This window comes from Pontiella sulfatireligans (genome assembly GCF_900890705.1).
Taxonomy (GTDB): domain Bacteria; phylum Verrucomicrobiota; class Kiritimatiellia; order Kiritimatiellales; family Pontiellaceae; genus Pontiella; species Pontiella sulfatireligans.
The window spans coordinates 1,323,841-1,348,018 of sequence record NZ_CAAHFH010000001.1 but is presented as its reverse complement, the minus strand read 5'-3'; the positions used below and the strand labels follow the sequence as shown (position 1 = coordinate 1,348,018).

General features: G+C 52.0%; 13 protein-coding genes. 8 read left to right on the top strand and 5 right to left on the bottom strand.

Annotated features, from left to right (window positions below; all coding sequences use genetic code 11):
• Positions 1-72: 72 nt before the first annotated feature.
• Genes SCARR_RS04570 through SCARR_RS04550 form a run of 5 tightly spaced genes read right to left on the bottom strand, consistent with a single transcriptional unit; the run spans position 73 to position 5,178 of the window.
• Positions 73-1,821: an NADH-dependent [FeFe] hydrogenase, group A6 gene (locus tag SCARR_RS04570; RefSeq protein WP_222846172.1), complete on the bottom strand. Its 1,749-nt coding sequence runs from the start codon at positions 1,819-1,821 to the stop codon at positions 73-75.
• Between the two features lie 11 nt (positions 1,822-1,832).
• The gene (locus SCARR_RS04565) at positions 1,833-3,617 is read right to left on the bottom strand and encodes an NADH-quinone oxidoreductase subunit NuoF (protein ID WP_136060332.1); all 1,785 of its coding nucleotides are present in this window, start codon (positions 3,615-3,617) and stop codon (positions 1,833-1,835) included.
• A 12-nt stretch (positions 3,618-3,629) separates the two neighbouring features.
• Positions 3,630-4,019 (bottom strand): (2Fe-2S) ferredoxin domain-containing protein, encoded by a 390-nt coding sequence (locus SCARR_RS04560; RefSeq protein ID WP_136060331.1) that lies wholly within the window; start codon positions 4,017-4,019, stop codon positions 3,630-3,632.
• A gap of 48 nt (positions 4,020-4,067) precedes the next feature.
• Complete coding sequence (locus SCARR_RS04555) at positions 4,068-4,661, bottom strand: ATP-binding protein (protein ID WP_136060330.1); 594 nt, start codon at positions 4,659-4,661, stop codon at positions 4,068-4,070.
• A 31-nt stretch (positions 4,662-4,692) separates the two neighbouring features.
• Positions 4,693-5,178: an NADH-quinone oxidoreductase subunit NuoE family protein gene (locus tag SCARR_RS04550; RefSeq protein WP_136060329.1), complete on the bottom strand. Its 486-nt coding sequence runs from the start codon at positions 5,176-5,178 to the stop codon at positions 4,693-4,695.
• A gap of 295 nt (positions 5,179-5,473) precedes the next feature.
• Between SCARR_RS04550 and SCARR_RS04545 the strand changes: the two genes are divergently transcribed.
• The 8 genes from SCARR_RS04545 (at position 5,474) to SCARR_RS04505 (ending at position 24,159) form a co-directional block, all read left to right on the top strand.
• A complete protein-coding gene (locus SCARR_RS04545) occupies positions 5,474-6,112 on the top strand; it encodes a redox-sensing transcriptional repressor Rex (protein ID WP_136060328.1) in 639 nt (212 codons plus the stop codon).
• A gap of 555 nt (positions 6,113-6,667) precedes the next feature.
• Positions 6,668-9,700, top strand: a complete 3,033-nt coding sequence (locus SCARR_RS04535; protein WP_136060327.1) for a hybrid sensor histidine kinase/response regulator transcription factor — start codon at positions 6,668-6,670, stop codon at positions 9,698-9,700.
• A 330-nt stretch (positions 9,701-10,030) separates the two neighbouring features.
• Complete coding sequence (locus SCARR_RS04530) at positions 10,031-11,443, top strand: hypothetical protein (protein WP_136060326.1); 1,413 nt, start codon at positions 10,031-10,033, stop codon at positions 11,441-11,443.
• 99 nt (positions 11,444-11,542) lie between these two features.
• Positions 11,543-12,304 carry a PEP-CTERM sorting domain-containing protein gene (locus SCARR_RS04525; RefSeq protein WP_136060325.1) on the top strand — a complete coding sequence of 254 codons (762 nt, stop codon included), beginning with the start codon at positions 11,543-11,545 and terminating at the stop codon, positions 12,302-12,304.
• Between the two features lie 94 nt (positions 12,305-12,398).
• The gene (locus tag SCARR_RS04520; protein ID WP_136060324.1) at positions 12,399-16,859 is read left to right on the top strand and encodes a PQQ-binding-like beta-propeller repeat protein; all 4,461 of its coding nucleotides are present in this window, start codon (positions 12,399-12,401) and stop codon (positions 16,857-16,859) included.
• Entirely contained in the window at positions 16,856-19,642 is a 2,787-nt protein-coding gene (locus tag SCARR_RS04515) for a polysaccharide lyase family 8 super-sandwich domain-containing protein (protein WP_136060323.1), read from the top strand. Before SCARR_RS04520 ends, SCARR_RS04515 begins: the two co-directional genes overlap by 4 nt.
• Positions 19,643-19,850: 208 nt before the next feature.
• Positions 19,851-22,988 carry a BNR-4 repeat-containing protein gene (locus SCARR_RS04510; protein WP_168432998.1) on the top strand — a complete coding sequence of 1,046 codons (3,138 nt, stop codon included), beginning with the start codon at positions 19,851-19,853 and terminating at the stop codon, positions 22,986-22,988.
• Between the two features lie 13 nt (positions 22,989-23,001).
• Positions 23,002-24,159 (top strand): glycoside hydrolase family 88/105 protein, encoded by a 1,158-nt coding sequence (locus tag SCARR_RS04505; protein ID WP_168432997.1) that lies wholly within the window; start codon positions 23,002-23,004, stop codon positions 24,157-24,159.
• The last annotated feature ends 19 nt before the right edge of the window (positions 24,160-24,178 follow it).

The following is a 24,178-nucleotide window of genomic DNA, read 5'->3' as shown; positions in this document are numbered from 1 at the left end:
TGAAGATTGCCCCATGAAAAAAACCGCTCCGGGGTAAGGAGCGGTCTTCTCAACTATTAGAGGCTTCAGCCCTTATTTCTGGTAGATCGGGCGCTTCTTGTAGGTGGTGTGCAACAGTTCGTGCGCCTTGTGGCCCAGAGGTTCGCCGAGGTAATCTTCGTACACGCGGATGATTTCCGGGTTGTGGTGCGAACAACGTAGAACACTCTTTTCGTCGTCCGTGTAGATGCCCTTTGTGCGCTGTGCACGGATTTCGTCGGTAGCGCCGTGGGGCTGTCCGCCGCCGCCGATGCACCCGCCGCGGCAGGCCATCACTTCAATGAAGTGGTACGGCAGTTCTTCGCCCTTGTCGCGCGCTTCGCGAACCTGGTCGATCACCGCTTGGCAATTGCCCATCTGGTGAGCGACCGCAATACGCACCTTGGTGCCCTTGATGTCGATCTCGGCGGATTTAACGCCTTCCATGCCGCGGACGGCCTGGAACTCAACCTGTTCGAGATCTTCTTTGGTGATGAGGTAGTAGGCCGAACGCAACGCCGCTTCCATTACACCGCCGGTTACGCCGAAGATGGTTCCTGCACCGGTGTATTCTCCCAGAAGACTATCGCAATCGGAATCCGGCAGATTCACGAAGTCGATGCCGGCTTGCTTGATCATGCGTGCCAATTCGCGGGTGGTGATGGAATAGTCGATGTCCTGGTGGCCCGAGGCAAACATTTCGTCGGAACGGGTAATCTCATATTTCTTGGACGTGCAGGGCATAACCGAAACCATGATCATATCTGCTGCGTCAATGCCTGATTTTTCGGCATAGTAGGTTTTCGCCATTGTGCCGAGCATGCATTGCGGCGACTTGGCGGAGGAAAAGTTTTCCGTGAAGTCGGGGGCAAATTTTTCCATGTAGTCGGTCCATGATGGGCAGCAACTGGTAATCAGAGGCAATGTTCCGCCTGTGGTGAAGCGTTTGACGAACTCGGAGCCTTCTTCGAGGATCGTGAGGTCGGCCGCCCAGTTGGTGTCGAACACGGCGTCGAAGCCGAGCCGCCGCAGAGCCGTGTAGATTTTGCCGGTAACGATGGCGCCCGGCTCCATGCCGAAGGCCTCGCCGAGGGCAACACGAACCGCCGGAGCGATCTGTACCATCACGTGTTTCTTGTTTTCCTTGATTTCGTTCCAGACGGCCTTGGTGTCGTCCTTCTCGTAGATTGCACCAACTGGGCAGTGTGCGGAGCACTGGCCGCACTTGATGCAGGGGCTCTCCGCAAGGGTTACGTCCGCTGCCGGAGCAAGGCGGGTGCCATCGCCGCGACCGATGAATTCGAGCGCGTATACGCCCTGCATTTGTTGACAGACGAGTACGCAACGTCCGCACTTAATGCATTTTTCCGGGTTGAGCACGATCGACGGAGTCGAGGTGTCGGGCTCGATGCGCTTCACGCGCTCTTCGAACGGGATCTCGCGGATGCCGAAGTCGGCGGCCAGCGTTTGCAGTTCGCAGTTGCCGGAACGTCCGCATTTCAGGCAGTCGTTCGGGTGGGTGGAAAGAATCAATTCCAGAACCGTACGGCGGACTTCCACCACTTCCGGATCGTGGGTGATGACTTTCATGCCTGGGCCAACGGGCGTTGCACAGGCGCGGAGCATTTTCGGGGAGCCTTCAACCTTTACCACGCAGATGCCGCAGGCGGCCCACGCATCAAGGTCGTCGTGATAGCAGAGGGTCGGGATTTTAACCCCTACTTGTTTGGCTGCATTCAAAATGGTGGTTCCTGCCGGAACCGCTACGGGAATTCCATTGATTTCACATTCAATCATAGACATATGTTTACTCCTTATCCCTTGAGGATTGCGTCAAATTTACATTTATCGAAGCACTGGCCGCATTTGATGCACTGATCCTGATCAATGACGTGAGCTTCTTTAACGGCTCCGCTGATGCAGTTGACAGGGCAGACCCGGGCGCATGCGGTGCAACCGATGCATTTATCTTCAATAATCGTGTAGGTCAGCAGGTCTTTACACTTGCCTGCCGGGCAGGTCTTGTCGTTGATGTGTGCCAAGTATTCATCTTCGAAGTAGTGCAGCGTCGACATGATCGGGTTCGGCGACGTCTGGCCCAATCCGCAGAGCGATGCTTTACGCATAGCCTGTGCGAGGGTTTTCAGCGTGTCGATGTCTTCCAGCGAGCCCTGGCCCTTGGTGATCTTGTCGAGAATGTTGTAGCAGGTGCGTCCGCCAATACGGCAGGGGGCGCATTTCCCGCAGGATTCATCCACCGTGAACTCAAGATAGAATTTGGTTACGTCAACGATGCAGTCGTCTTCGTCCATCACGATCATGCCGCCGGATCCCATCATTGAACCGATGGACTGGAGGCTTTCGTAGTCGATCGGGGTGTCGAGGAATTCTTCGGTGATCACGCCTCCGGAAGGTCCGCCGGTCTGTGCCGCCTTGAATTTCTTGTCGCCGCTGATGCCACCGCCGATATCGTAGATGATTTCGCGAAGGGTGGTTCCCATCGGAACTTCGATCAGGCCGGAGTTGTTGATTTTTCCGGTCAGGGCGAAGACCTTGGTGCCCTTGGTGGTTTCGGTGCCGATGCTGCTGAACCAGGCCGATCCCTTAAGAAGGATCATCGGGATGTTGGCCCAGGTCTCAACGTTGTTGATTACGGTCGGCTTGCCCCACAGGCCTTTGACGGCGGGGAAGGGAGGACGCGGAATCGGCATGCCGCGCTTGCCTTCAATCGAGGCGAGCAAGGCGGTTTCTTCGCCGCAGACGAATGCGCCGGCGCCGAGGCGCAGCTCAATGTCGAAGCAGAAGTCGGTGCCGAGAATGTTGTCGCCGAGCAGTCCGTATTCGCGGGCCTGGTCGATGGCGTTGTTCAGGCGTTTGATCGCCAGCGGGTATTCTGCACGGATGTAGATGTAGCCCTGGTTGGCGCCAACGGTGTGACCGGCGATGGTCATGGCTTCGAGAACCGAATGGGGGTCGCCTTCGCAGGTCGAACGGTCCATGTAGGCGCCCGGGTCGCCTTCGTCGGCGTTGCAGACGATGTATTTCTGGTCGGAATCGACGTTCTTGGTGAATTTCCATTTCAGGCCGGTCGGGAAGCCCGCACCGCCGCGGCCGCGCAGGCCCGCCGCTAAGAGTTCTTCAACAACCTGGTCGGGGGTCATGTCGAATAGAACCTTTTCGAGGGCAGCGTAGCCTTCGCGGGCAATATATTCGTCGATGTACTCGGGATTGATCACGCCGCAGTTGCGCAGCACGATGCGCTGCTGCTTCTGGTAGAATCCGATTTCGGCGGCCTGCAGGCTTTTTTTCTGTCCCTTGTCATAAAGAAGCGCTTCAACCTTGCGGCCTTTGATGATGTGCTCGGATACGATTTCCTTGGCGTGCTCCGGGCCGACTTTCACGTAGAAGGATTCGTCGGGCAGGATTTTGACGATCGGACCCTGTTCGCAGAAACCGAAACAACCGGTTTTAACGAGCTGGGCTTCGGCGTCGACGCCCTGTGCTTTGAGTTCTTTTTCGAGCTCTTCGTAGAGCGCGATGCCGTTGCTGGATTCACAAGCGGTTCCAGCACAAACGAGAATGTAGTTTTTGTATGCCATGGTTGTGCCTGCCTATTTAATGATGTCTGCTGCGGGTTTGTCGAAAATGTGGTCGCTCACGAGCGCCTTGCCGATGATGTGTTCCTTCACGATGCGGCGGGCAACTTTGTCGTCCACGTTTCCGTAGATCACGCGAGGCATTCCGGGAACGTCGACTTCAACCGTCGGCTCCGAGAAGCAGAGGCCCATGCAACCGGTCTGGGTGATCTTGGTGTCGGTTACATTGTGGCTGTTGAGTTCGTCGAGGAACGCATCGAATGCGTCCTTGGCGCCGGCCGCGATGCCGCAGGTGCCCATTCCGATGATGATCTGCGCGGATTTGCCTTCGTCGTCGCGCTGGGTCATTTCTTTCTTTTTTGATTCGCGCAGGTTGCGCAGTTCTTCGAGTGTCATTTTAGCCATTTTGCCCACCTTTCGTTTTAAAAATCGGACGGATCGGTCGAATCTGTCCTATCCGTTTATTTCTTCTTCGTTCGTTTCGATGAACTGCTTCAGCAGTGTGAGGCTCTCAAGGTCGTTTAGGTCGCCGAGGGCTTCCTGAAGTTCCTGTTTACTCACAGTGTAGCTTTTGCTGTCCACGCTCCGTTCAATTTTCAGGTTTCCATCAAACCCATATGTCAGCAGTGTGATCATGGCCGTGGTGAAGTTTCCAAACATTGGAAGATCCACATTGGTCTGATCGAGATTAAAGGCAACCGTCGTTCCGACGCTTTCCTCTGATTCGATCTGCGCGTTCCCCCCGGTCATTTCCGAGGTTTGAAAAAGGAAGGGGAGGCCGAGGCCCACTTTCCGGTGCTTGTGCTTCAGGCCGTCCGACCAAAACGGGTCTTTGGCCTTTTCGAGCGTTTCAGCACTCATTCCTTTTCCGTTGTCCGCAATCACAACTTTAAGATTTGTTTTCGTCTCCTCGACGTTAAGGGTGATTTCCTTCGCATTGGCCTCGATTGAGTTTTGAACCAGGTCGGTTATTAAATCGCAAATCGTGGCGTGCATGTTGTGCGTGATTCGTGATGAGTGAGCCGTGACTTCCTTTTCAGGTTTCACGTTTCAAATTTCACGTTTCACTCTCCAATCCTTATTTATCTTCAAACTGTTCGATGATTTTAACCATCTGCTTGTTGCTGACGCCGCCGAACACTTCACCGTTAACTGTAACCACCGGAGCCAGGCCGCAGCAACCGATGCAGCGGACCGCTTCAACGGAAAATTCGCCGTCTTCCGTTACGGTGTTGAGGCCGACGCCCAGCTTGCGCTCACATTCGTCGATCAAATTCTGCCCACCCTTAAGGTAGCAGGCGGTGCCCATGCAGACCGCAATCCGGTTTTTGCCCGGCTTGGTCAGCTTAAAGAAGTGGTAGAAGGTGATTACGCCGTAGATCTTGGCCACCGGAATGTCCAGCGCGGCGGCAACTTCGAAAGCGGCTTGGCGCGGAATGTAGCCAAACTCTTCCTGTACACGGTGCAGGACCATGATCAGGTTGCCCGGTTTATCGATCCACTTTGCGATGAAAGCATCAATTTCCGGTGTCAGAATTTTTTCGTTCTCAGCAACTGCAGTCATATGTTTTCCTCAGTATCGGCCCTTGGCCGAAGTTAGCTGTTATCGGTTAATGGTTATTGGTTTTAAACTCATCATGCTTAGCGAATCCAACCTAAGCTGAAAACTAATAACCAATAATTGATAACCTGCTCTTCCCTAAAAAATCTGGGTCAACATATAGGAACGTAAGGACCGGTAAACAAAAAAAACCACGTTTCGCGTTGTTTATACGTGATGTAGGTAATATTAATAACAATATTAAGCCATAAAAATCGAAGTTATGTTATGGCTGTAACAATAAATCGGGGTATGTGGTATGAACTCGAACCAAGAAGTGATTAGAAGGCTTTCAAGATACCGCAATGTGATGCGCAAGATGAAGGCGCTGGGGCTGATCAAGGTGTTTTCAGACAATCTGGCCGACGCCGTCGGCGTGTCTCCCTCGTTGGTGCGCAAGGATTTCTCGATGTTCAACCTCACCGGCAACAAGCGAGGCGGCTATCGCATCGACGACTTGGTTTCCAAGCTCAACGTGCTGCTGGGAAAAGACAAGAAGCAGAAGATCATTATTGTCGGATGCGGCAAGCTGGGGCAGGCGCTCATGAACCACAACGGTTTCCCGCGGGTTGGAATCCGCGTCGTCGCCGGCTTCGACTCCGATCCCGAGGTGCTCAACTCCGAAGCGCCCATCCCGATTCTGCACATAAAAAAAATCCGCGAGTTTATCGAAGAGAACCAAATCAGAGTCGCAACACTCACGGTTCCGGAGCCGGCCGCGCAGGGCATGGTTGACACGCTCAAGAAAACCTGCGTGAAGGGCGTCATTAATTTTTCGCCGGTTTCACTCAAAAGCTCAGAGGATTTTCTGGTGCACAACATGAACATTGAGCAGGAGATCGAAAACCTGTTCTACAACATCCACTTCGCCGAGACCACGGTTGTGAAAGTCCAATGATTTAGACAGCTATACGCTGTTTATGTGGGATTAGGAGAGGTGAGGTGTGATGAACTGTTGCAACCTGTTTTTTTCTGAAAGAACTGTCACTCGTTAATATAAGCTCACCATTAGCACACCACTTATTAGTGTGTTCAGTGCAAGTTGTATGACTAGGTTTCCAATGTTAGGAAAACTGTAAAAGCACGGGATTCAAAATCCCGCGGAGAAATCTGTGTGGGTTCGAGTCCCATCTTCGGCACCATTACCTTTTATGCTGTTTTTGTTGGGTATAGACATAGTCGATTGTTTCAAATTGTTGTTTTCAGTTTCTAACAGATCGAACTGTGAAAGCCGAGTTAATACCACAATAACCCACGGGTGCTTAGCGAAGGTTCTCGGCTCTCCACCAAAGCAACGGTGATTGGAATCAAGTCCTAAACTCTGGATTTTTGATCGCTGAATTAGCCGCAATGTTCGCGGAGGATCTAGCTCATGTTTTTTCGTAATCGGACGTTATCAAATTCGAAAATTATGTTTCAATGATTGTATGTTGTGTAGACAATCCAGCTTGTTATGAAGAGCGTCATTCCCATCCTATTCCTCGCGGTTTATTTGGTCGTTTCTATGGGACCAAATGCTTATGCAGAGACGAACCAGTTTGATGCATCGGGCTTCAGTGCGGCAGATTTTTCAACCGTTCCATTCCATTCCATTCCCGAGGCAAAAAAGCGGATTCAGGAGAGAATAGAACAGATTGATTTCCAGTTGGATACGCTGCCTCAGTTGAATGAGCCATTGCAGTTGGATGCTTACGGTTATCATGGCGGGTACCTCCCTGCATTGGACGAACTGCCGGAAGAACCGCGCTGGACGGTTAAAATCCAATTTGAAGAGCCGTATATGAAGGTCAATCCGATCATTCTTGTTCCGGCGATTGACCGTAGCGTAACTCCGATCCGCAGCTACGGATTCCCCAAACGATTCCGGGTCTTGAGGGAGTTTCCAGACGGCAGTACAAAATTGACACACGAGTGGATGGAAAAAGATTGCCCGGATCCCGGCCGGACACCTCTTATCCTCGATGGCATAGGTCGGATAAGTTCAAAGATTATTATCGAGGTGTATCGAGGCGACCGGGTGGGCGAAAAAGAAGTGTTTGCTCTGGATGAAATTCTGGGCGTTCGAAAACACTTCACGCCACAGGCGGAATCGGTTGAGGTCAGTTCGGAACTTGAGTCGCTGCCTTATTGGGGGGCAGCATATTTAATCGACCGTAAAACCAGCTTGGGACTTCCGCTTGGCTATCAGGCCGAAGCTGAAAATGTAGCGACCGATTATTCTATCGTTCTGGATCAACAGCCTTCAGCTGAGAGTTATATTGAAATCGAAATCACCGAAAGTTCGCCCGTCAATGAAATCATTCTTTACCCGGCGGTGCCGTCGGATGGAGTCCTGATCCCCGGCTACGGATTTCCCGGTAAAGTAAGGGTGGAGCGGCAAATATCCAATGCGGACGGAGAAAGAAGAGGCGTTTATGCGAATCCGGATCAGTGGAATGAGGGGAATCCGGGTCATAATATTGTTCGTATTCCGATACACAAACATGGCCGTTGGTTTCGGTTGTATGTCTGCGATCTGCCCGTAGTAGATGGGAAACCTGTTTTTGCACTGGGAGAAATTCTGGTGCAGAGAAATGAATTTGTTTATCCCATCCAGAAAATAGAGTTGCATGGATTTCCTGAATCGGCGCAAAAACAGACGCATCTGTTGATCGATCAAAAAGCCAATGGACAGCCGGTCATGTTGATGCAGGACTGGCTGGATCAGTTGACGGAGCGCAGCCGGTTAGAACAGGAACTGCATGATTGCCTGACGGCGGAAGACCGACTGGGTGAACGCTGGAATAGAACTTGGCGAAAAATGGCGTGGTCTACTGTTATTTTTATTCTTGTATTGGCTCTGTCGGGCTTCGGCTTTTCCCTGATTCAGCGCTATCGGTTGCGGCGGCGCGTAGAAGAAGAGCATCGGCAGATGGAGCTGGAGCAGATGAAGGTGCGGTTTTTTACCCACATCTCTCATGAACTGCGTACGCCTCTAACGGTTATCCTGGGGCCATTGGAAAAGCTGATGAAGATGCTTTCGGAACCACTTCAACTGGAATATGCCTCCCTTATGCACCGGAATGTAAAGAAGTTGCAGAAACTGGTGGATCAGCTACTCGAGTTCAGGACGCTGCAGGAACAGAATCGTGACCTTTCGCTTAGCAGTGCGGATTTGGTGCGCTTTGTTCGCAATAGTTTCCAGATATATCATTCCATGGCGACGGATAAATCCATTCACTATCGTCTCAGCATTCCGGATGAACCGGTGCACGCTTTGGTGGATGCCGGTAAATTTCAAAAAATACTGGATAACCTGATTTCCAATGCCCTGAAGTACACGCCGGAGAGCGGTTCTGTTCATCTTCTATTTAAAGTTGATGAAATAGATGGGATACGGGCCAGTCTGCAGTTCATCGTTGAGGATACCGGTGTCGGCATTACCGAGGCGGATCTACCCCATGTCTTTGAGCAGTTTTACCGAGCCGACGGGCTGCAGCCGATTCAGGCGGTCGGATCCGGGATCGGTTTGGCTTTGGTAAAAGAGCTGGTTGATGTGTGGGGTGGTGAGATTGCTGTAGAAAGCCCAATTAATGAAGGGCATGGAACGCGATTTACAGTTCGGTTACCGGTTGAGTTCGCTGAAGCAGAGGATGTGGAACCTGAGGAGATTCTGCCTCCTGAAGAAACCGCTTTATCCAATGCTGAAGATTCTGTTTCTGACCGCATGCATCCCTCTGGCCCACGTATATTGATTGTTGAGGATAATGAAGAAGTGCGGCTTTTTATTCGGTTGGAACTGGCCGAAAACTACGAGGTCTATGAGGGCGTTGATGGGGAAGATGGCCTGAAAAAGGTCATGGAAATCATGCCGGATCTGATCGTCACCGATGTAATGATGCCGAAAATGGATGGTGTCGAGTTCTGCAGGCGCATTAAGCAGGATGAAATTACCAGTCATATTCCGGTGATCATGCTTACGGCCAGAGGGTCGCAGGAACATCAGCTTGAAGGGTTGGAAACAGGGGCGGATGACTATGTAACCAAGCCGTTTTCCTCGCCGCTTCTCAAGGCACGGATTCACAACCTTCTCGAATCACGCCGCTTGCTGAGGGAGCGTTTCAGCCGGGGAATCTCGGTGGAACCCAGCGCGATTACCGTGACTTCAGCGGACGAAAAATTTTTGCAACGTGCAATCGGGGTGGTGGAGGAGCACATGGAAGATCCTGAGTTCTCCGTTCAGAGTTTTTCCAAGGCCATGCACATGGACCGAAGTACGCTGCTGGTGAAACTGAAAGCGTTGGTGGATCAGTCACCGCAGGCTTTTATACGGATTTTGCGGCTGAAGCGCGCGAAACAGTTGCTGGAACAGGGATCGGATCCGGTAGCAGATATTGCTTTTCAGGTCGGATTCCATGAACCGACCAATTTCAGCCGCGCATTTAAGAAGCAGTTCGATAGGTCTCCGACAGAATGCAGGAAAAACGGTACTTCCGGCTCGGAATGATCCGCACGACATGATTATCCCCATGTGCCCATAGCCCAATCCGGCAGAACCGGAATTCAAACAGGGCTGGAATCGGCAAAATATTTTTGCGGCAAAATATTTCCCCCTTTCATTCGCATGAAAGAACTACCTGTTTTAAAGGATGTGCCATCACGTAACCTGTTTGTATTTAGTGTTATGTGAAAAATGATCAGAAATGACGGCGTGGTGATTACCGTTTTTTTTAAGAATGGGGTATTAATCGACACTCAAGTCAAAGGGTATGCATGCAGGGCGGTTCCGTTCTGGGGAAAACCCCGAGGTAATTGGTAAAATAACCGGAGGAAAATAATGAAGATTAAGTCAATTGTTTTAGTATCGGCTATGCTGGTGTCGGTCGCATCATATGGGCAAACCGTGTTGTTCGGAGGATTCGATGATGGTTCTGGTGTTTCTACGCAGCATGTTTCGGTTGCGGGATTTGTTGGTTCAACCATGTCCGGTCAAGCGGCAGATACTGGCAATGGGGCAACCAACGGTCTGTGGGGAACCACGAACCTGCTGCCCGCCGCCAACACGAGCACGAATATTTCGATCAGGAAGACGATCAATCCCATCCTGCAGGTGACCATCCAGAATAATTATTTTCTGGCACTGACCAACCTTGACCTGTCATTAGGCCAGATCCATGTTCAAAATCTTCGCGACAACTGGAAGGCCTGCCGGACGGGGACGGTGACCTATGTAAGCGGCAACCTCGACGATACCAACGGTACCGTGGTTGGAACGTTCTATATTGAAAGCGCCAGTGGTGTGTGGGAAGGCGATGAAGTAGTCCTTTCATCGGGGCTTACCGATACGCTTCTCGCGCCCGGCGAATCCGCAACCTTTGAGTTGAGCTACACCGGAAACACCGGCGCACACTTCATGTATGTCGACAATCTGGGCATTTCCGGGACCGTCGTTGCCGGACAGCCGCCGACCAGTATCCTGATTGGCGGGTTCGACCATAATGAAGATCCGGTGATCCAGGACGCTTCCGTGGCCGGTTCCGTTGCGGTTTCCATGACCGGGCGGAATAAGAACCGCGACTATACGGGTGATACATCGGGCTTGTGGGGTTCTTTGTTTGTTGAACCGTTCTCCTCAACGACCAACGATGCGCTTAATCAGGCCTTTGGCGATCTGGGAGATTTTACCCTGACAATTGAAAATAACTTTGCTGTGACCAATCTGTATCTTGAAAACCTCCATTGGAACTCATTTCGGGATCACTGGAAAGCTGAGAAGGACTTTATCCTGTCGGCTTCGGGCGATATTGCTTCGAGCGGGGTGGTAAGTAATTCCCTCGGCGCAGACGGGAGCTGGAACCAGTTTGATATTGACCTGAGTTCTGTTCTCACCACCACCAAACTGGCTCCCGGCGAGTCGGTAACGTTTACGGTGGCCTGGACTAACTATGAAGGAAACGTAGCCTTTCTGGTCGATAATTTCGGGGTTTCCGGAACAATCGGCGTTGACGGGCCGGCAGAACCGGCTGTTATCACCAGTTTCGTTTATAATTCCGATGGCACAGTAACGCTGGTATGGGATTCGCAGGTCGGAGCCAGCTATGCTTTGCGCCATAATGGCGATCTTGAGAGCGAAGTTTCCTTCTGGGCGGTTGAAACCAACGGGGTTCCCAGCGGCGGTGTGGAAACGATGTATCAATCCAGCGAAATCTTCTCCAATCCGGCAGAATTCTTTGCCATCGAGACTGAGTAGGCCAAGGTTGTTCTGGGAGCGGGGGCTTTCCAGCCCCCGAATCGGGGACAAGAATGTCCCCGCTCCAGTAAACGGGTGGATGACTATAAAGGAATAAAAGTGAAAAAAATAATTGTTAGGTTATTGGTGATGCTGACTGTTGTCAGTTCGCATGCAGGGCTAAACTACTCAACAGACTTTAAGGGTTCTGAGGATGCATTGTGGACCGAGGGAGGTAGTGTGGGTTCCGGTGCTGACTGGGATGGGGATTGGAGAATTAAAACATATGACCTCACTGGTGATGGTGTGGTTCACTTTGACCAAATTAGAAGTGCTGAGTATAGTATCTCACATGCGCAGGGTACTTCGTTTGGCGCGGGTGAGACTCTGGACTTTACCATTGAACTCGGAGGAATCACTGCAGGTAATGACTGGACTGAAGGGTTTGTTCTCGGTTTATCTGCAGATGGCGAGACGGCCGGTCCGACAGTGGGTGTTGATGTTTTTTGCCTTGGAAATGGAACGTTTTTATTGAATGACATTACCGCGACGGGCAAAACGGGCGGTTACGGAACCGGCGTATCCTGGGGCTTAGCGTCGACGGCGTTTAATCTCAGCATTACCAAGTCTGCAACGGCTGATGAGTTTAATGTTTCAGCATCTGTCGCTGGTGATACCGGAGCTGGCTTCAGTTACACTCTCACCGATGCCGAGCTTTATGCTGACTCGGAAGTCTTCGCATCAATGACGTTTGGAAGAGGTGACAAAGTGGGGCTGATTGAGCTTGATTCATTCAGCGTTATCCCGGAGCCGGCAACTCTGGGTATGATTGTAGCATCCGGTGTTAGCATTATTTTCATTCGCCGTCGCATCATGATGTAGTTTCGGGAGCGCGCAAAATCTGTTTGTGCGCGTTTTTCATTTATTCGGTTCATGTTCCATCTACGGGGACATGAACCTTTTTTGAAGGATGGGAATGCACAAAGTCATATTCAGCATGTTGGTTTCGGGGCTGTTGGTATTGGGCACCAACGGCCAAACGGTTTTGCTGGGCGGCTTCGACAACAACGAAGGCATCCTTTCGCAGGATTCCAGTGTTGCCGAGCATGTCGGCGTGACGATGAGCGGTTATAATGCCGGGCGGGACTATGAGGGGGACCCCGCTGGGTTGTGGGGTTCGCTGAACCTTGAACCTGATGCTTCAACGGCAAACTATGCGGTCAATCAAGCGTTTGGGGATTTACCGGATTTTACCATCACCGTTGAAAACACGTCGCTATCCAAGTCCGTGGACTTGAGTCAGTTGCACTGGGTATCCAAGCGCGAACACTACAAAGCGGAATCTGCGTATACGATTTCTGCTTCCGGCGATATCGCTTCATCCGGAACGGTCTCGAATAGTCTGGGGGTCGGTGACAACATTTGGCGGGCATTTGACATCGATCTTACTCCGTTGCTGTTAACGAATACGCTGGCCCCGGGGGAATTAGTGACCCTTTCCCTGGTATGGACCGGACAAACGGGCAGTCGCAGCTTTATGGTGGATAATCTGGCGATTTCCGGAGCTTTGTCATCAGAGACGGTGACGCCACAGCAAACCGTAATCGTTAAGTGGGGTGCCTCGAGCGGTGATACAGGTATTGTAACGGATATCCAGCAACGTACCGATGCGTTTGATCTCACCTACGATCCTGTCAAAATAATCAGCCCCGATCAAGGGCCCAGCTATTATCCGAATCCGGTCGGGAAATCGCCGTTTTTTTATGGAGCTAACTCGATCAACAACCGGGAGGTTGATGTGAAGGATTCCGGAACCGGGGACTACATAGAACTAACCCCGGCCATTGATTCGGGTGATACCTATTCAGCTATGGTGATCTGGCAGGATTTTCTCACCAACTGCACGTGGATAGACACTGTTTCCATTGATATAGAAAAACGGTACTGGGACACCGATAGCAGTTATCGTTTACTTGTACAAAAAGAGAGCGGTGAATGGTATGCCGGTCCCGCGCGGAGTCTGGGATCAAGCATGGAGGAGGCTGGCTTACTTCCGTGGTATGCATTTACACCGTTTGTGGATGGAACCGCGACGGTTGCTTCCGTGAGATCTGCTATTGATTTGACCAACATCACGGCGGTTGGTTTTTACATGGAGTCGCAAAATACGAGTGACAGCAGTCATATCGTCGGAGGTGGTCTAGTCTATTTTCAGGTAACCTCCACAACGAATGCACTTCTGGATGCTGAACGTGGTCTGGATAGTTTTGATACCGGCCATACGGTAATCAAAGTCTGCAGCGGTATGCTCAATGGGGAGAGTGTGATTGTCGGCGCAAGCTATGAGGGTGCGGTGCTGGCCATGGATTATGATGGCATTCTGCTTTGGACCAATCCGCTTTCCGGATATATGGTGCGCGATCTGTGGTGTGATGACCTCAATGGCGATGGAACAGACGAAATTTTAACAGCCGGTGCGGATGGCAGTGTTCACTGTTTAAACCTTTCTGACGGAAGCTCGTTCTGGAGTGCGCCGTTCCAGCCGAATGATGTGCCGATGAATGCGGTCTGTACCATTCGCGGTTCTGGGGGCAGTAAATACATTGCCTGTGGCGGCTTTGATAAGAATTTTTATTGGCTGAATGCCGACGGGACGCTCCATAGCGCCGTCGATTCCTCCACTTATTCCACCCTGAAACCGTGGGGCACCGCGGCCTATTATCTCGATCGGTATATCGGCTATGCCCATACGCCCAACTTCCTGCGCCCGGTTCCTCAGGCGGACGGTACAGATCATCTGATGATGCTCGGATACATGCACATGCAGTTCAGGGGGAAATTCTATGAATTTGAACCGCTTTCAGCTTCACCGACGATCCCTTCAATATCCCCGAATACCCAGGATGCCATAGGTGCCTTGGAAATTTCCGATCCGGACGGCGATGGAAATTTCTCGATCTTTATGGGCGGAAACTCATTCAGCATTGTCGTGGAGGAACTGGATCTTGGCAGCGGCACAAATTATTATCATAGCGAATCGTTCACCGATCCGTTTAAAACGTACCGGTTTTCTGCGCTAACGGATATTCCGGATGGCAACAGCTATAAACATTTTGCGCTGTGCGGAAATAAAATTGTGCTGTTCTCCCCGCATCTCGCCGTCAGGGAAGAAAGCATCCTGATGCCGCATGCCTTTCATCATATGTGGAATGATCATGATAAAAACAGAATAGTGCTTTCAAGCTGCCAGAGCGGGGGCAGCGGCATCCACGTCATCGATACCTCTAAACCTTACTGGAAGCAGGAGGTTCAGGATCTGTATTCGCCCGGCAAAATGGAATCCATGCAGGATAACTATAATACGATCCGCGACCAAGTCGGCAACTTTGTCAGGCCGGCCTGGGAGCGGGAGCCGGATCAGGTGATTGAGATTGGAAGTGGCGAACATCCTGTTGCGGTTGCGCTGCGCGAAAAGTACGGAGTTGCAAATCCTCTGTTTGTAGGCTTTGCGCATACGACGAATGTCCAGACGCAGGAATGGAAGAACGCGGCCGCGCCATCCAGCGTTCTTCCTTTGGTTGATCCTGCGGATGAACCGTATCTTCATAAATTTGATAACGGCATAACGTATGGTCGAACGCAGCAGCAGCTGCTGGATCAACATTTCCAGCCAGCGATCGACAGCTTCACATATGGCCTCAGTTTCAGGGCGGGGCACGGCAACGATCCTTATTATTATCAGCCGGAAACATTGCTCGAAGTCATTGATCGGAGCTATGCGAAAGATCCGAACCGGAAAACGGTTCTTTCCTGGGCCGAGGTACAAAGTACAGACAGCAATATGAAATATCCGCTGGGACGCCTGTTTATGCCGGTGGCCGAGCGCCTGAAAACACACAACGGAATCATGTCGTTTAATAACAAGCATATGTTCTGGAGCAGTACAGTTCATAAAGCGGCCTGGAGTGATTTTATTTCCGGTAAAGTCAAAGAAGTGTTCCGGCCTTGCATGGAAGAGAGTACCTCGAAAACCGCTGAACTGAGTCTGTCCGGGCGGATCGGTTTGTGGGCCAGCGGATGTTTCGACAGCTGGGGTATGCGGACAACCCGTGATAATACCAGCTTCGATCGGACGCGGGAAATTGCGGCTCAGATTGTTCCCAATCACTTCCTGCGGCACATGGTCTATCGCCTGGCCTACGGAGCCCGTTTTTCACACAGCAGCTACACGGATGCCGACTATCAAAGTCTGATCTGGGAACTGGTGGCCAGCGGGGCGCTCTATATTCCTCGTCGCGAGGAAATCGTCAGTTTTTCCCCGGTGCATATCAGTATAACTGATCCGGATGAACGTTACATTGCGGGTAATGAAATACCGAAATGGACGACGTATTATGATGAGGCGGAGCAAGCGGCCAATCCAATGGTATTCGGTCGATTGGAAGCCTGTTGGAAGGGTGGGAAAAATACCGATTGGGATTTTTCCCGCTATGCCGCCGGAGTCAAGGATCGCCGTCAGAACTTTATTCCACCGTTCCCGAACGGGATGGTGCTGAACACGCCGGTTGAGAGCGGGATGTATGCATCACCGGCGGACTACCGCAACCGATTGGTGGATAATCTTCATCCAATGTACAAGTACATTTTGAAGGAGCACATCACCGACGGAAAATATTACATTGAAAGAGACGGTTTAGTTCAGCATGCGGCTAACGGCGCCTATTTTGAAACGGTCACTAATGATCTCCGGCAGGGGGCGGAAATGCTGCCGGTTACTGTTTCCGGAGATGTCGCGTGGGTCTGTGCTCAGACGGCAACCAACCACCTGCGGTTAACCCTGATTGACAGCGGATATCTCAACCCTAAGGACAGAACGGCAACCGTTACATTCAATACGGTAACGCCGTTCGCTCTGACGGATGTCCTGAAGGGTGAAACGCTTCCAATATCTGGGGAATCGGTAGAGATCGACGTTCCATTGGGCATGTTCCGCTTTATTGATATTGAGCTGTCACAACCGTTTTATCCTGCGGCACCGACCTGGACCGAGTTTGTTGCAGGCCATCAACTCGACGGCAATCCGGATAGTGACTTTGACCAGGATGGACTTACCGATTTTGTGGAGTTCGGTATCGGCGGAAATCCCCGGACAGCAGATCGGGCTGAAATTATGCCGTGGCTGGAAGTGACTTCAACGAATGGACCGGCACGCTTTAGTTATTGGGGCTTCGATTCAACGGCTTCGGGAGTGGTTTATGATCCGCAATGGACCGAAGATCTGGTCAGCGGTCCATGGCAAACGAACTGGAGTGCCTTATCCATTATACCTAACAGTACTTCGGCTTACAGTAGGTTTGAGTACAATCTCGATTCTGCCGGTAAGACCAACGTCTTCTTCAAGCTGGATCTGATTCAAGATAATCTGGAGGAACAGTGACTGTAAGAACAATTCTCAAATCTATAGCGGTTGTGGCGGCCTTGAATTCGGCTGCGGCAATGGGCGTTTCGACTGTGTATATCGACTTTGGACCCAGTGGAGATACGTATTCAGATGTTTCGGAAAAATATAACAACTTTTCCGGAGCCGGGACGAAGAGTTTGGTGGACACCAATAACGCGTCATCGGCGATTTCTCTTCAGTATGCACTATATGGAGGCACCTATAATTATGCATCAGGGACGGACCGAGATCCGATTCCCGGGATCAGCAGTGATCTTACCACCGACCGTATCTATGCCGGTACGGGAGGTGCAGCAGACGTTGGCGAGTTCGGATGCACCTTAACATTTTCCGGGCTGGATCCTGCCGGTACATGCAATATTACGGCATGGCCTAGCCAAACCGGTGTTTCCTCGACCTGGAAGGTTGCGGCAGGATCTGGAGATGCTGCGGAATATATTCAGGATGCTACTACCCGGAATAATGCCTTTGAATGGAACAACATCACTCCAGATGCCAGTGGAAATGTCGTGATCACGGGACGCGCCACATCGAACTCCAAGTGGAAAAGTGTCGGTTTGTCAGGAGTAGCAATCACTGCCATTCCGGCTCCGGTGACGGTCGATCTTTCTTTTGAAAACGGCACCAATGTGATGGTGAATGCGAAAAGTCTGAACCAGAGTTTCCAGTACAGTTTGCAATGTTGTACGAACCTTGTATTAGGTAGCTGGGAGTCGTTTGGCCAACCAGTCGTTGGCGTCAGGAGCAACAGCTGGAGCGATCTTCGTAATGTGCCGTTTTCATTTTATCGTCTGAACGGGCAGGACCAGAAAATCGACATGGCGCTGATTCGCAGTCAGTTCATCGAGTTTTATTCGGCGCTGGCCCCGGCGGATTCCGTAACTCAGGCAAATCTTGACAGCATGCTTGCTGGCGGCACGTGGGCGGATGTCGATTATGAAAGCGAGGCAACAGCGAGTTGGCCTACAACGCTTCATCTGAGCCGCCTGCTCTCCATGGCCGAGTCGTATGCAAACCATGATTCCTCGTTCTATGAGGATCCTGTTCTTTTGGGTGCCATTCTCGATGGCTTGCAGCATTGGTTGGATGAAGACTATTACAATTCGAACTGGTTCAACTGGAAAATTGCTGTGCCGCTCCTGTTCGAAAGAACATTTATTCTGCTCGATGATGACCTGCCGTCAGCAATGTACACGGAGGCCCGCTGGAAGATTTTCAACAGTACGGCCATGGATATGACCGGTGCCAATCAGGTGAGTCTTGCCACGAAGGTTTTCATGCGCGGATTACTCGATGAAGATGCTTCGCTGATGATTCGGGCCAGTGAGATTCTATGGAGTGAACTGTATGTGACTACAGATGAAGGGATCCAGCCCGACTGGAGCTTCCATCAGCATGGGCCGCAGCAACAGTTCGGGAACTACGGCCTGGGGATGACTGCGATGATGATTGAGCAGGGGTTGACGATGCGCGATACGCTCTATGCTCCCGCAGCGGATCGGTTGGCCATTCTTCGTAATTTTATGCTGGAAGGGGAATCATGGGTTTTGTGGAACGGTCGGATGGATATCAGTGCCGTAGGGCGCATGATTTATCCTGGGTCACAGCTGGGCAAAGGATCCAAGTTGAAGAGTCAGCTTCTGGATATGATCAAGATTGATTCAGCGGCCACGGCTTTGTATGAGCAAGCCCTTGCTCCGACCAATGCCATCGTCGGGCATAAATCCTTCTGGCGCTCCGATATGGCCGTTCATCGTCGTCCGGATTGGTATTCTTCCGTGAAAATGTGCTCCACCCGGGTGGTCGGAACCGAGACCGCCAATGAGCAGAATCTGTTGGGTATTCATCTGGCCGACGGGGTTCATTACGTCTATCAGGACGGCGCTGAATATGAAGATGCTATGGGGCTGTGGGATTGGCATCGTCTGTCGGGAACGACATGCGACCAAGGCAATCACAGTTTAAAGCCGACGGGGTATGACAAAGACTATGGCGAGTCTGCTTTTGTCGGTGTGTTGAACGACGGCACAAACGGCATGGCGACCATGATCTACAAACGTAATTCGCTCTCCGCCCGTAAGTCCTGGTTTTTCGGTGAGGACTCGGTCGTTTGTCTTGGGGCCGGAATTGGTGGCACCACTCTGGGCTCGGTATACACCTCCGTTCAGCAATCCTGGTTGAATGGTCCCGTGGTTACGGCTTCCGGAATTCTGACGAATGGAACCTATGTATTGGCCGCCGATTCATGGGTGCAGCATAACGGGATCGGGTATCACATGCTCCAGCCATCGACCCTGCATTTTGACACCGTGACCGGGAACTGGCTCGATATCAATTCGACCTTCGATGACGGCCCGGTTACCGGGAGCGTTTTCAGCATCTGGATTGACCATGGAACCTCCCCTGTGGATGGAACGTATGCCTACACGCTGTATCCCCGAACCGATGCCGCGGATATGGAATCCAAAATCCAGGCAGACAACACCACGGTCCTGACCAATAGTGTCTCGTTGCAGGCGATTGAGAGCAACGCCGGGGTACAGGCGGCATTTTATTCCGCAGGAATCTTGACCACACCGGACGGCATGCTGGTCGAAGTGGATCAACCCTGCCTGCTGATGCTGAAGGAAGATCGGTTTATAGCCTGCGAGCCAACCCAGCAACTGGCATCGTTGACGGTAACGGTTGATGGAATTTCTTATCCCGTTTCCCTGTCTGCCGGTGGTTTTGCCGGTCGGCAGGTTGAGGTCGAATTCTAGTCGGCTCCGGCCCGGGGGAAAGCTTTCCGGACGACGCCGAGGTGTATGGCGTGGGCATATTCCTCCGCATTTCCCGCATTTGACGGTTTAAGCCAAGGGTTTGTCGGATAGCGTTAAGCGGTTTCAGGGCGGGTCGTGATAGTTTTTAAACTTATATGGGTGGCGTATGCCCTTGTGGTTCGTGGTCCATCGTAGATGGAGGAAGAAAATGAAAAAATGGCTGTTGGTGATTTTGTTTGCAGTGGGGGCAGGGATTCTGATGCCTGCACGGGCTGAGGTCCTGTTTAATGACGATTTTGATACGGATGGGTTAGCTGATTTTACCTTTGTCGATTTGGCCGGTTCAAACGCTGGGAAGACCGGGCTCGTGACCGGAGTGTCCGGATTCGCCGGGCATATCGGGGATACAATAAATTATGGCTCTAACAGTCAGCCCGGAGCGTACTTAATGCCCACCGGAATTATCGTCGATCCGGCATCCAACTTCACGGTGACAGTCGATTTTAAATTTGAACATGAAGCTTCGTATGATGACGCTGTTTTCGTTCTTGGAGACTTGGCCGGCGGCAATTATTACGCAACCTATACTTCGGAAGATGCCGGCGGCAATGATGTGTGGATTGCGGTAAACGGCATTCGTAAAAAAACAGCAGGGCAGGAGACTGTTTCCAACTGGGGAGCCGGATTCGCGGATGATACCTGGTACAGCGCAACGTATAGTTGGACAGCTGCGACCGAGACTCTGTTGATGAGTGTCGCGCCTCTGGCTGGTGGTTCTTCTCAGGGGTATGCTGAGGTTTTGGATAGTTCAACCACCTTTAATATTTCGCTGACAAACTTCACCGATGGTGTGCAGTTCGGTTTCGGAACACACAATGACCGGGCCAGCTTCGATAATGTAGTGATCACTGGCACGGCGGTTGAGCCTCCGCCACCGCCGCCGCCCCCGCCGCTGGACGCGGTGTTCAGTGATGATTTTGAAAGTGGTGTCCTGACCAATTTTACGCAGGTTGATATGGCCGGTGGAGCCGGCTTCAGCGTCTCCACCGATGGTGCAGATGGAACGTATTCCGGGCAGGTCGGCGGAAATGTGGGCACGGCTGGCGGAACGCAGCCGGGCGCCTGGCTCCAGGCAAAAGATCTCTATCTTTCCGCTACGAACGATTTTTCGGTCGCCTACGACACCAAATTTATGCACGAAGGAACTTGGGATGACTGCGTCCTTGTTTTCGGAGATCTGAATCGCCGAAACTACTATGCCTCTTATATGAATGAGTCCCTTGCCGCCAATGAAGTCTGGTACTACAGCGGCGGTTCTCGTATTTCCTCCAATACGGTTGGCGCATATGCCGGCACGGCCTTTGCTGATGACACCTGGTATTCGGCGACCTATACATGGACGGCGGAGTCGCAGACCCTATCATTCAATGCAACTATACTGAGCAACACCACCTCGTTTGCATCTTGGTCCATGGTGATGAATGGTTCGGGAGCGGCCAACACATCGTTGACCAATTGTCCGGACGGGGTGCAGATCGGATTCGGGACGCATAATGACGGAGCCCGGTTTGATAACATCGTGATTTCCGGAACGAAGCTGCCGGTTCCGGTTCCCGACCCGATACCGGAGTGCGCTGTCGAGATTGCACCGGATGGAGTGTGGACCTGGTTTAACGATGAGCGCGCCATTTGGCATCAGGGTTATCTCTTCTCAGGCTATGTGAAGAAAAACGGTGAGTACGGAATTTCCCGCTTCGATCCGGACACCGGCACCTCGGACCATATGGTGATCAGCACTTCAGCTTCAAGGCAGACGGACGACCACAACAACCCGTCGATAACGGTTCTTCCGGATGACACACTCCTGATTGCCTATTCAAAGCATATCAATGGCAATGTCGACCAATTCTTCTACCGGACATCCAAGGTCGTTGCGCCGGCGGCGGATGCCGACTGGAATGACGAACAGACACAGGTTCTGGGGGACTCCGGCACAAAGAACGCCTACAACAATACGTACCGGCTCACCGGGGAAGACAACAAAATCTACAACTTCCATCGGTATATCAACTTCAACCCGACAATCACGGTGTCGACCAATAATGCCGTATCGTGGGAAGCCCCGGTTCATTTCATTAATGCCGGAACGGACAGTCAGCGTCCGTATCCGCGCTACTGTTCTGATCATACGAACCGCATTGACTTGATCTACACGGACGGTCATCCGGATAAGAACGCGAACTCCATTTACCATCTGTATTATCGGACCAACGCTTTCCATAAGACCGATGGGACGCTGGCCGGTGCATGGGCCGACCTTCCTCTTTCGGTCGGTGACGGCACCATCGTTTACCCGTACACGGCCACTGCTTGGGGCGCCGGCGAAGGGCCGGACGACTGGATCCCGGCAGGACGCGGATGGACCTGGGATATCTGTTATCAGGACAACGGGGATCCCGTGTGTGTCTTCCAGGTTTCAAAGCGCGATGTGATGGGTGCGAGCGGATTCGAAGATGACCGGATCTACTATTACTATGCTCGTTGGACGGGGTCGGAATGGCAGCGCCGCTTCATCGGGCAGGGCGGTTGCCCGATCTACGATACACAGCGGGAATACGGCGGCGGCATGGCCCTCGATCCCGATGAACCGAATGTGGTTTATGTCTCCTCCAATGCCGAAAATCCGTTCGACCTTTCGAGCGTCACCAATGTTCCGCTGAATTCGTCGGAGCGCTACGAGATCTATCGCGGAGTGACCGAAGACGGCGGCCTGACTTTCCACTGGGAGGCGGTCACCACAAACTCCCTCAAAGACAATCTGCGTCCGATCGTGCCGGAAAACCACGGCCTGCATCGTCATCTGCTCTGGTTCTACGGCACGTATACCACCTTTTTCAGCTTTGATTGTCAGGTGCTTGCCATTCTCGATGAGGGCACTGTGAGTCTGGCCGACTGGCGCTCGGAATATGGAGTAACCAATGGGCTGGTGATTGTCGATTCCGACGGCGACGGCCTGACGGATCTGGCGGAATATGCGCTGGGCGGAAATCCAACCAATGCGATGGATACGCCGGCCCCAGTCCTGATCGATGGGAAATACCGCTTCCATTATCTGCGCGAGCGCCCGGATGTAAGTTCGGTGGTTGAGGTGTCGACCAACCTGAGCGACGTAGCTGATTGGAGAGAAGTGGCGCGTTACGAGTATGGCACGGAGCCGGTCAACGACCCGGACTTTCCCGTTGAGTTTACTGCAGGGGAACCTGCGGTTCTTACGGTTCCCTTGAATCCGGAAACCAACGGCCCTGCGCTTTTTATGCGCCTGCGGGTTGAGGCTTTGGAATATTAATATGGAGACGATTATGGAAAGAAAAAGTATATTCACCTTATTGATTGTCTTGTTTGGAGTCTGCGTGTGGAGCAACGCGAGTGCATCCCAATCACCGTTGCCGGAGTCGGTGAAGGCCATCACTCAAAAGGTTGCGGATTGGCAGATCGCGACCTATGCCGACATGGGGAAATACCGTGCGTTGACCAAAGCGACAACAGGACGCTGGCACAATCGCGACAAAGCCCATGACGACAACGACTGGACGTGTGCGGCTTTTCATATGGGTCTTTACCATTATGGCCGGACGGTTGGTGAAGTGCGCTATCATGATTGGCTGAAGGATCTATGTGTCAAAAACGGGTGGAAGCTGCGCGTCCATCCCAAGGGGATCGAGCACGCCGACGACCATGCAATGGGGCAGGTCTATCTCTATTTTTATGAACAGGAAAAAGACCCGGCAATGATTGCCGACCTGCGCTCACGCTTCGATGCGATCCTGCAAGAACAGAACCCGCGCAGAAAATATTGGACGTGGTGCGATGCCCTCTTCATGGCACCGGCAACCTGGGCGCGCTTGGCCAAGGTAACGGGTGAACAGGACTATCTCGACTTCATGCACAAACAGTACCTGTTGAGCTATGGCATGCTTTGGAATCCGGAAGACCAACTGTTCTACCGCGATAAAAAACGAATGCCCAACCGCGAAAAAAACGGGGCGAAAGAATATTGGGCACGGGGCAACGGTTGGGTGTTTGGTGGGTTGACCTACATGATTCCCGATTTGCCGAACGACTGGGAGGGGCGTGCTTTTTACATCGACCTGTTCCAGAAAATGGCGGTCTCGCTAAAGCGAACGCAGCGCAGCGACGGAACTTGGTCGATGAGCATGATGGCGGATGAAAAGGATTATCCGGTCAAGGAAATCAGTGGTACCACCTTTTTTGTGTTCGGCTTGGCCTGGGGAGTGAATGAAGGCCTCCTCGACCGGGCAACCTACGAACCCGTTATCATGAAGGGATGGAATGCGATGGTTGGTTGTGTTAACGACGAAGGCATGCCGGGGCATGTGCAGGGTATCGGTGCCGGCCCGGGGGATAGTTATCCCGATTATACGGAGGTCTATGGGGTTGGCGGCTTTCTGGCAGCAGGTGCGGAAATGTATAGATTTCTTGAAGCATCCGCCCCTTAAACGAATAATCTATAAAATA

Coding starts and splice junctions, on each gene's coding strand:
- SCARR_RS04560 (WP_136060331.1), bottom strand. CDS start 4,019: ATGGCTAAAATGACACTCGAAGAACTGCGCAACCTGCGCGAATCAAAA.
- SCARR_RS04505 (WP_168432997.1), top strand. CDS start 23,002: ATGGAAAGAAAAAGTATATTCACCTTATTGATTGTCTTGTTTGGAGTC.
- SCARR_RS04545 (WP_136060328.1), top strand. CDS start 5,474: ATGAACTCGAACCAAGAAGTGATTAGAAGGCTTTCAAGATACCGCAAT.
- SCARR_RS04530 (WP_136060326.1), top strand. CDS start 10,031: ATGAAGATTAAGTCAATTGTTTTAGTATCGGCTATGCTGGTGTCGGTC.
- SCARR_RS04510 (WP_168432998.1), top strand. CDS start 19,851: ATGAAAAAATGGCTGTTGGTGATTTTGTTTGCAGTGGGGGCAGGGATT.
- SCARR_RS04520 (WP_136060324.1), top strand. CDS start 12,399: ATGCACAAAGTCATATTCAGCATGTTGGTTTCGGGGCTGTTGGTATTG.
- SCARR_RS04535 (WP_136060327.1), top strand. CDS start 6,668: ATGAAGAGCGTCATTCCCATCCTATTCCTCGCGGTTTATTTGGTCGTT.
- SCARR_RS04550 (WP_136060329.1), bottom strand. CDS start 5,178: ATGACTGCAGTTGCTGAGAACGAAAAAATTCTGACACCGGAAATTGAT.
- SCARR_RS04565 (WP_136060332.1), bottom strand. CDS start 3,617: ATGGCATACAAAAACTACATTCTCGTTTGTGCTGGAACCGCTTGTGAA.
- SCARR_RS04570 (WP_222846172.1), bottom strand. CDS start 1,821: ATGTCTATGATTGAATGTGAAATCAATGGAATTCCCGTAGCGGTTCCG.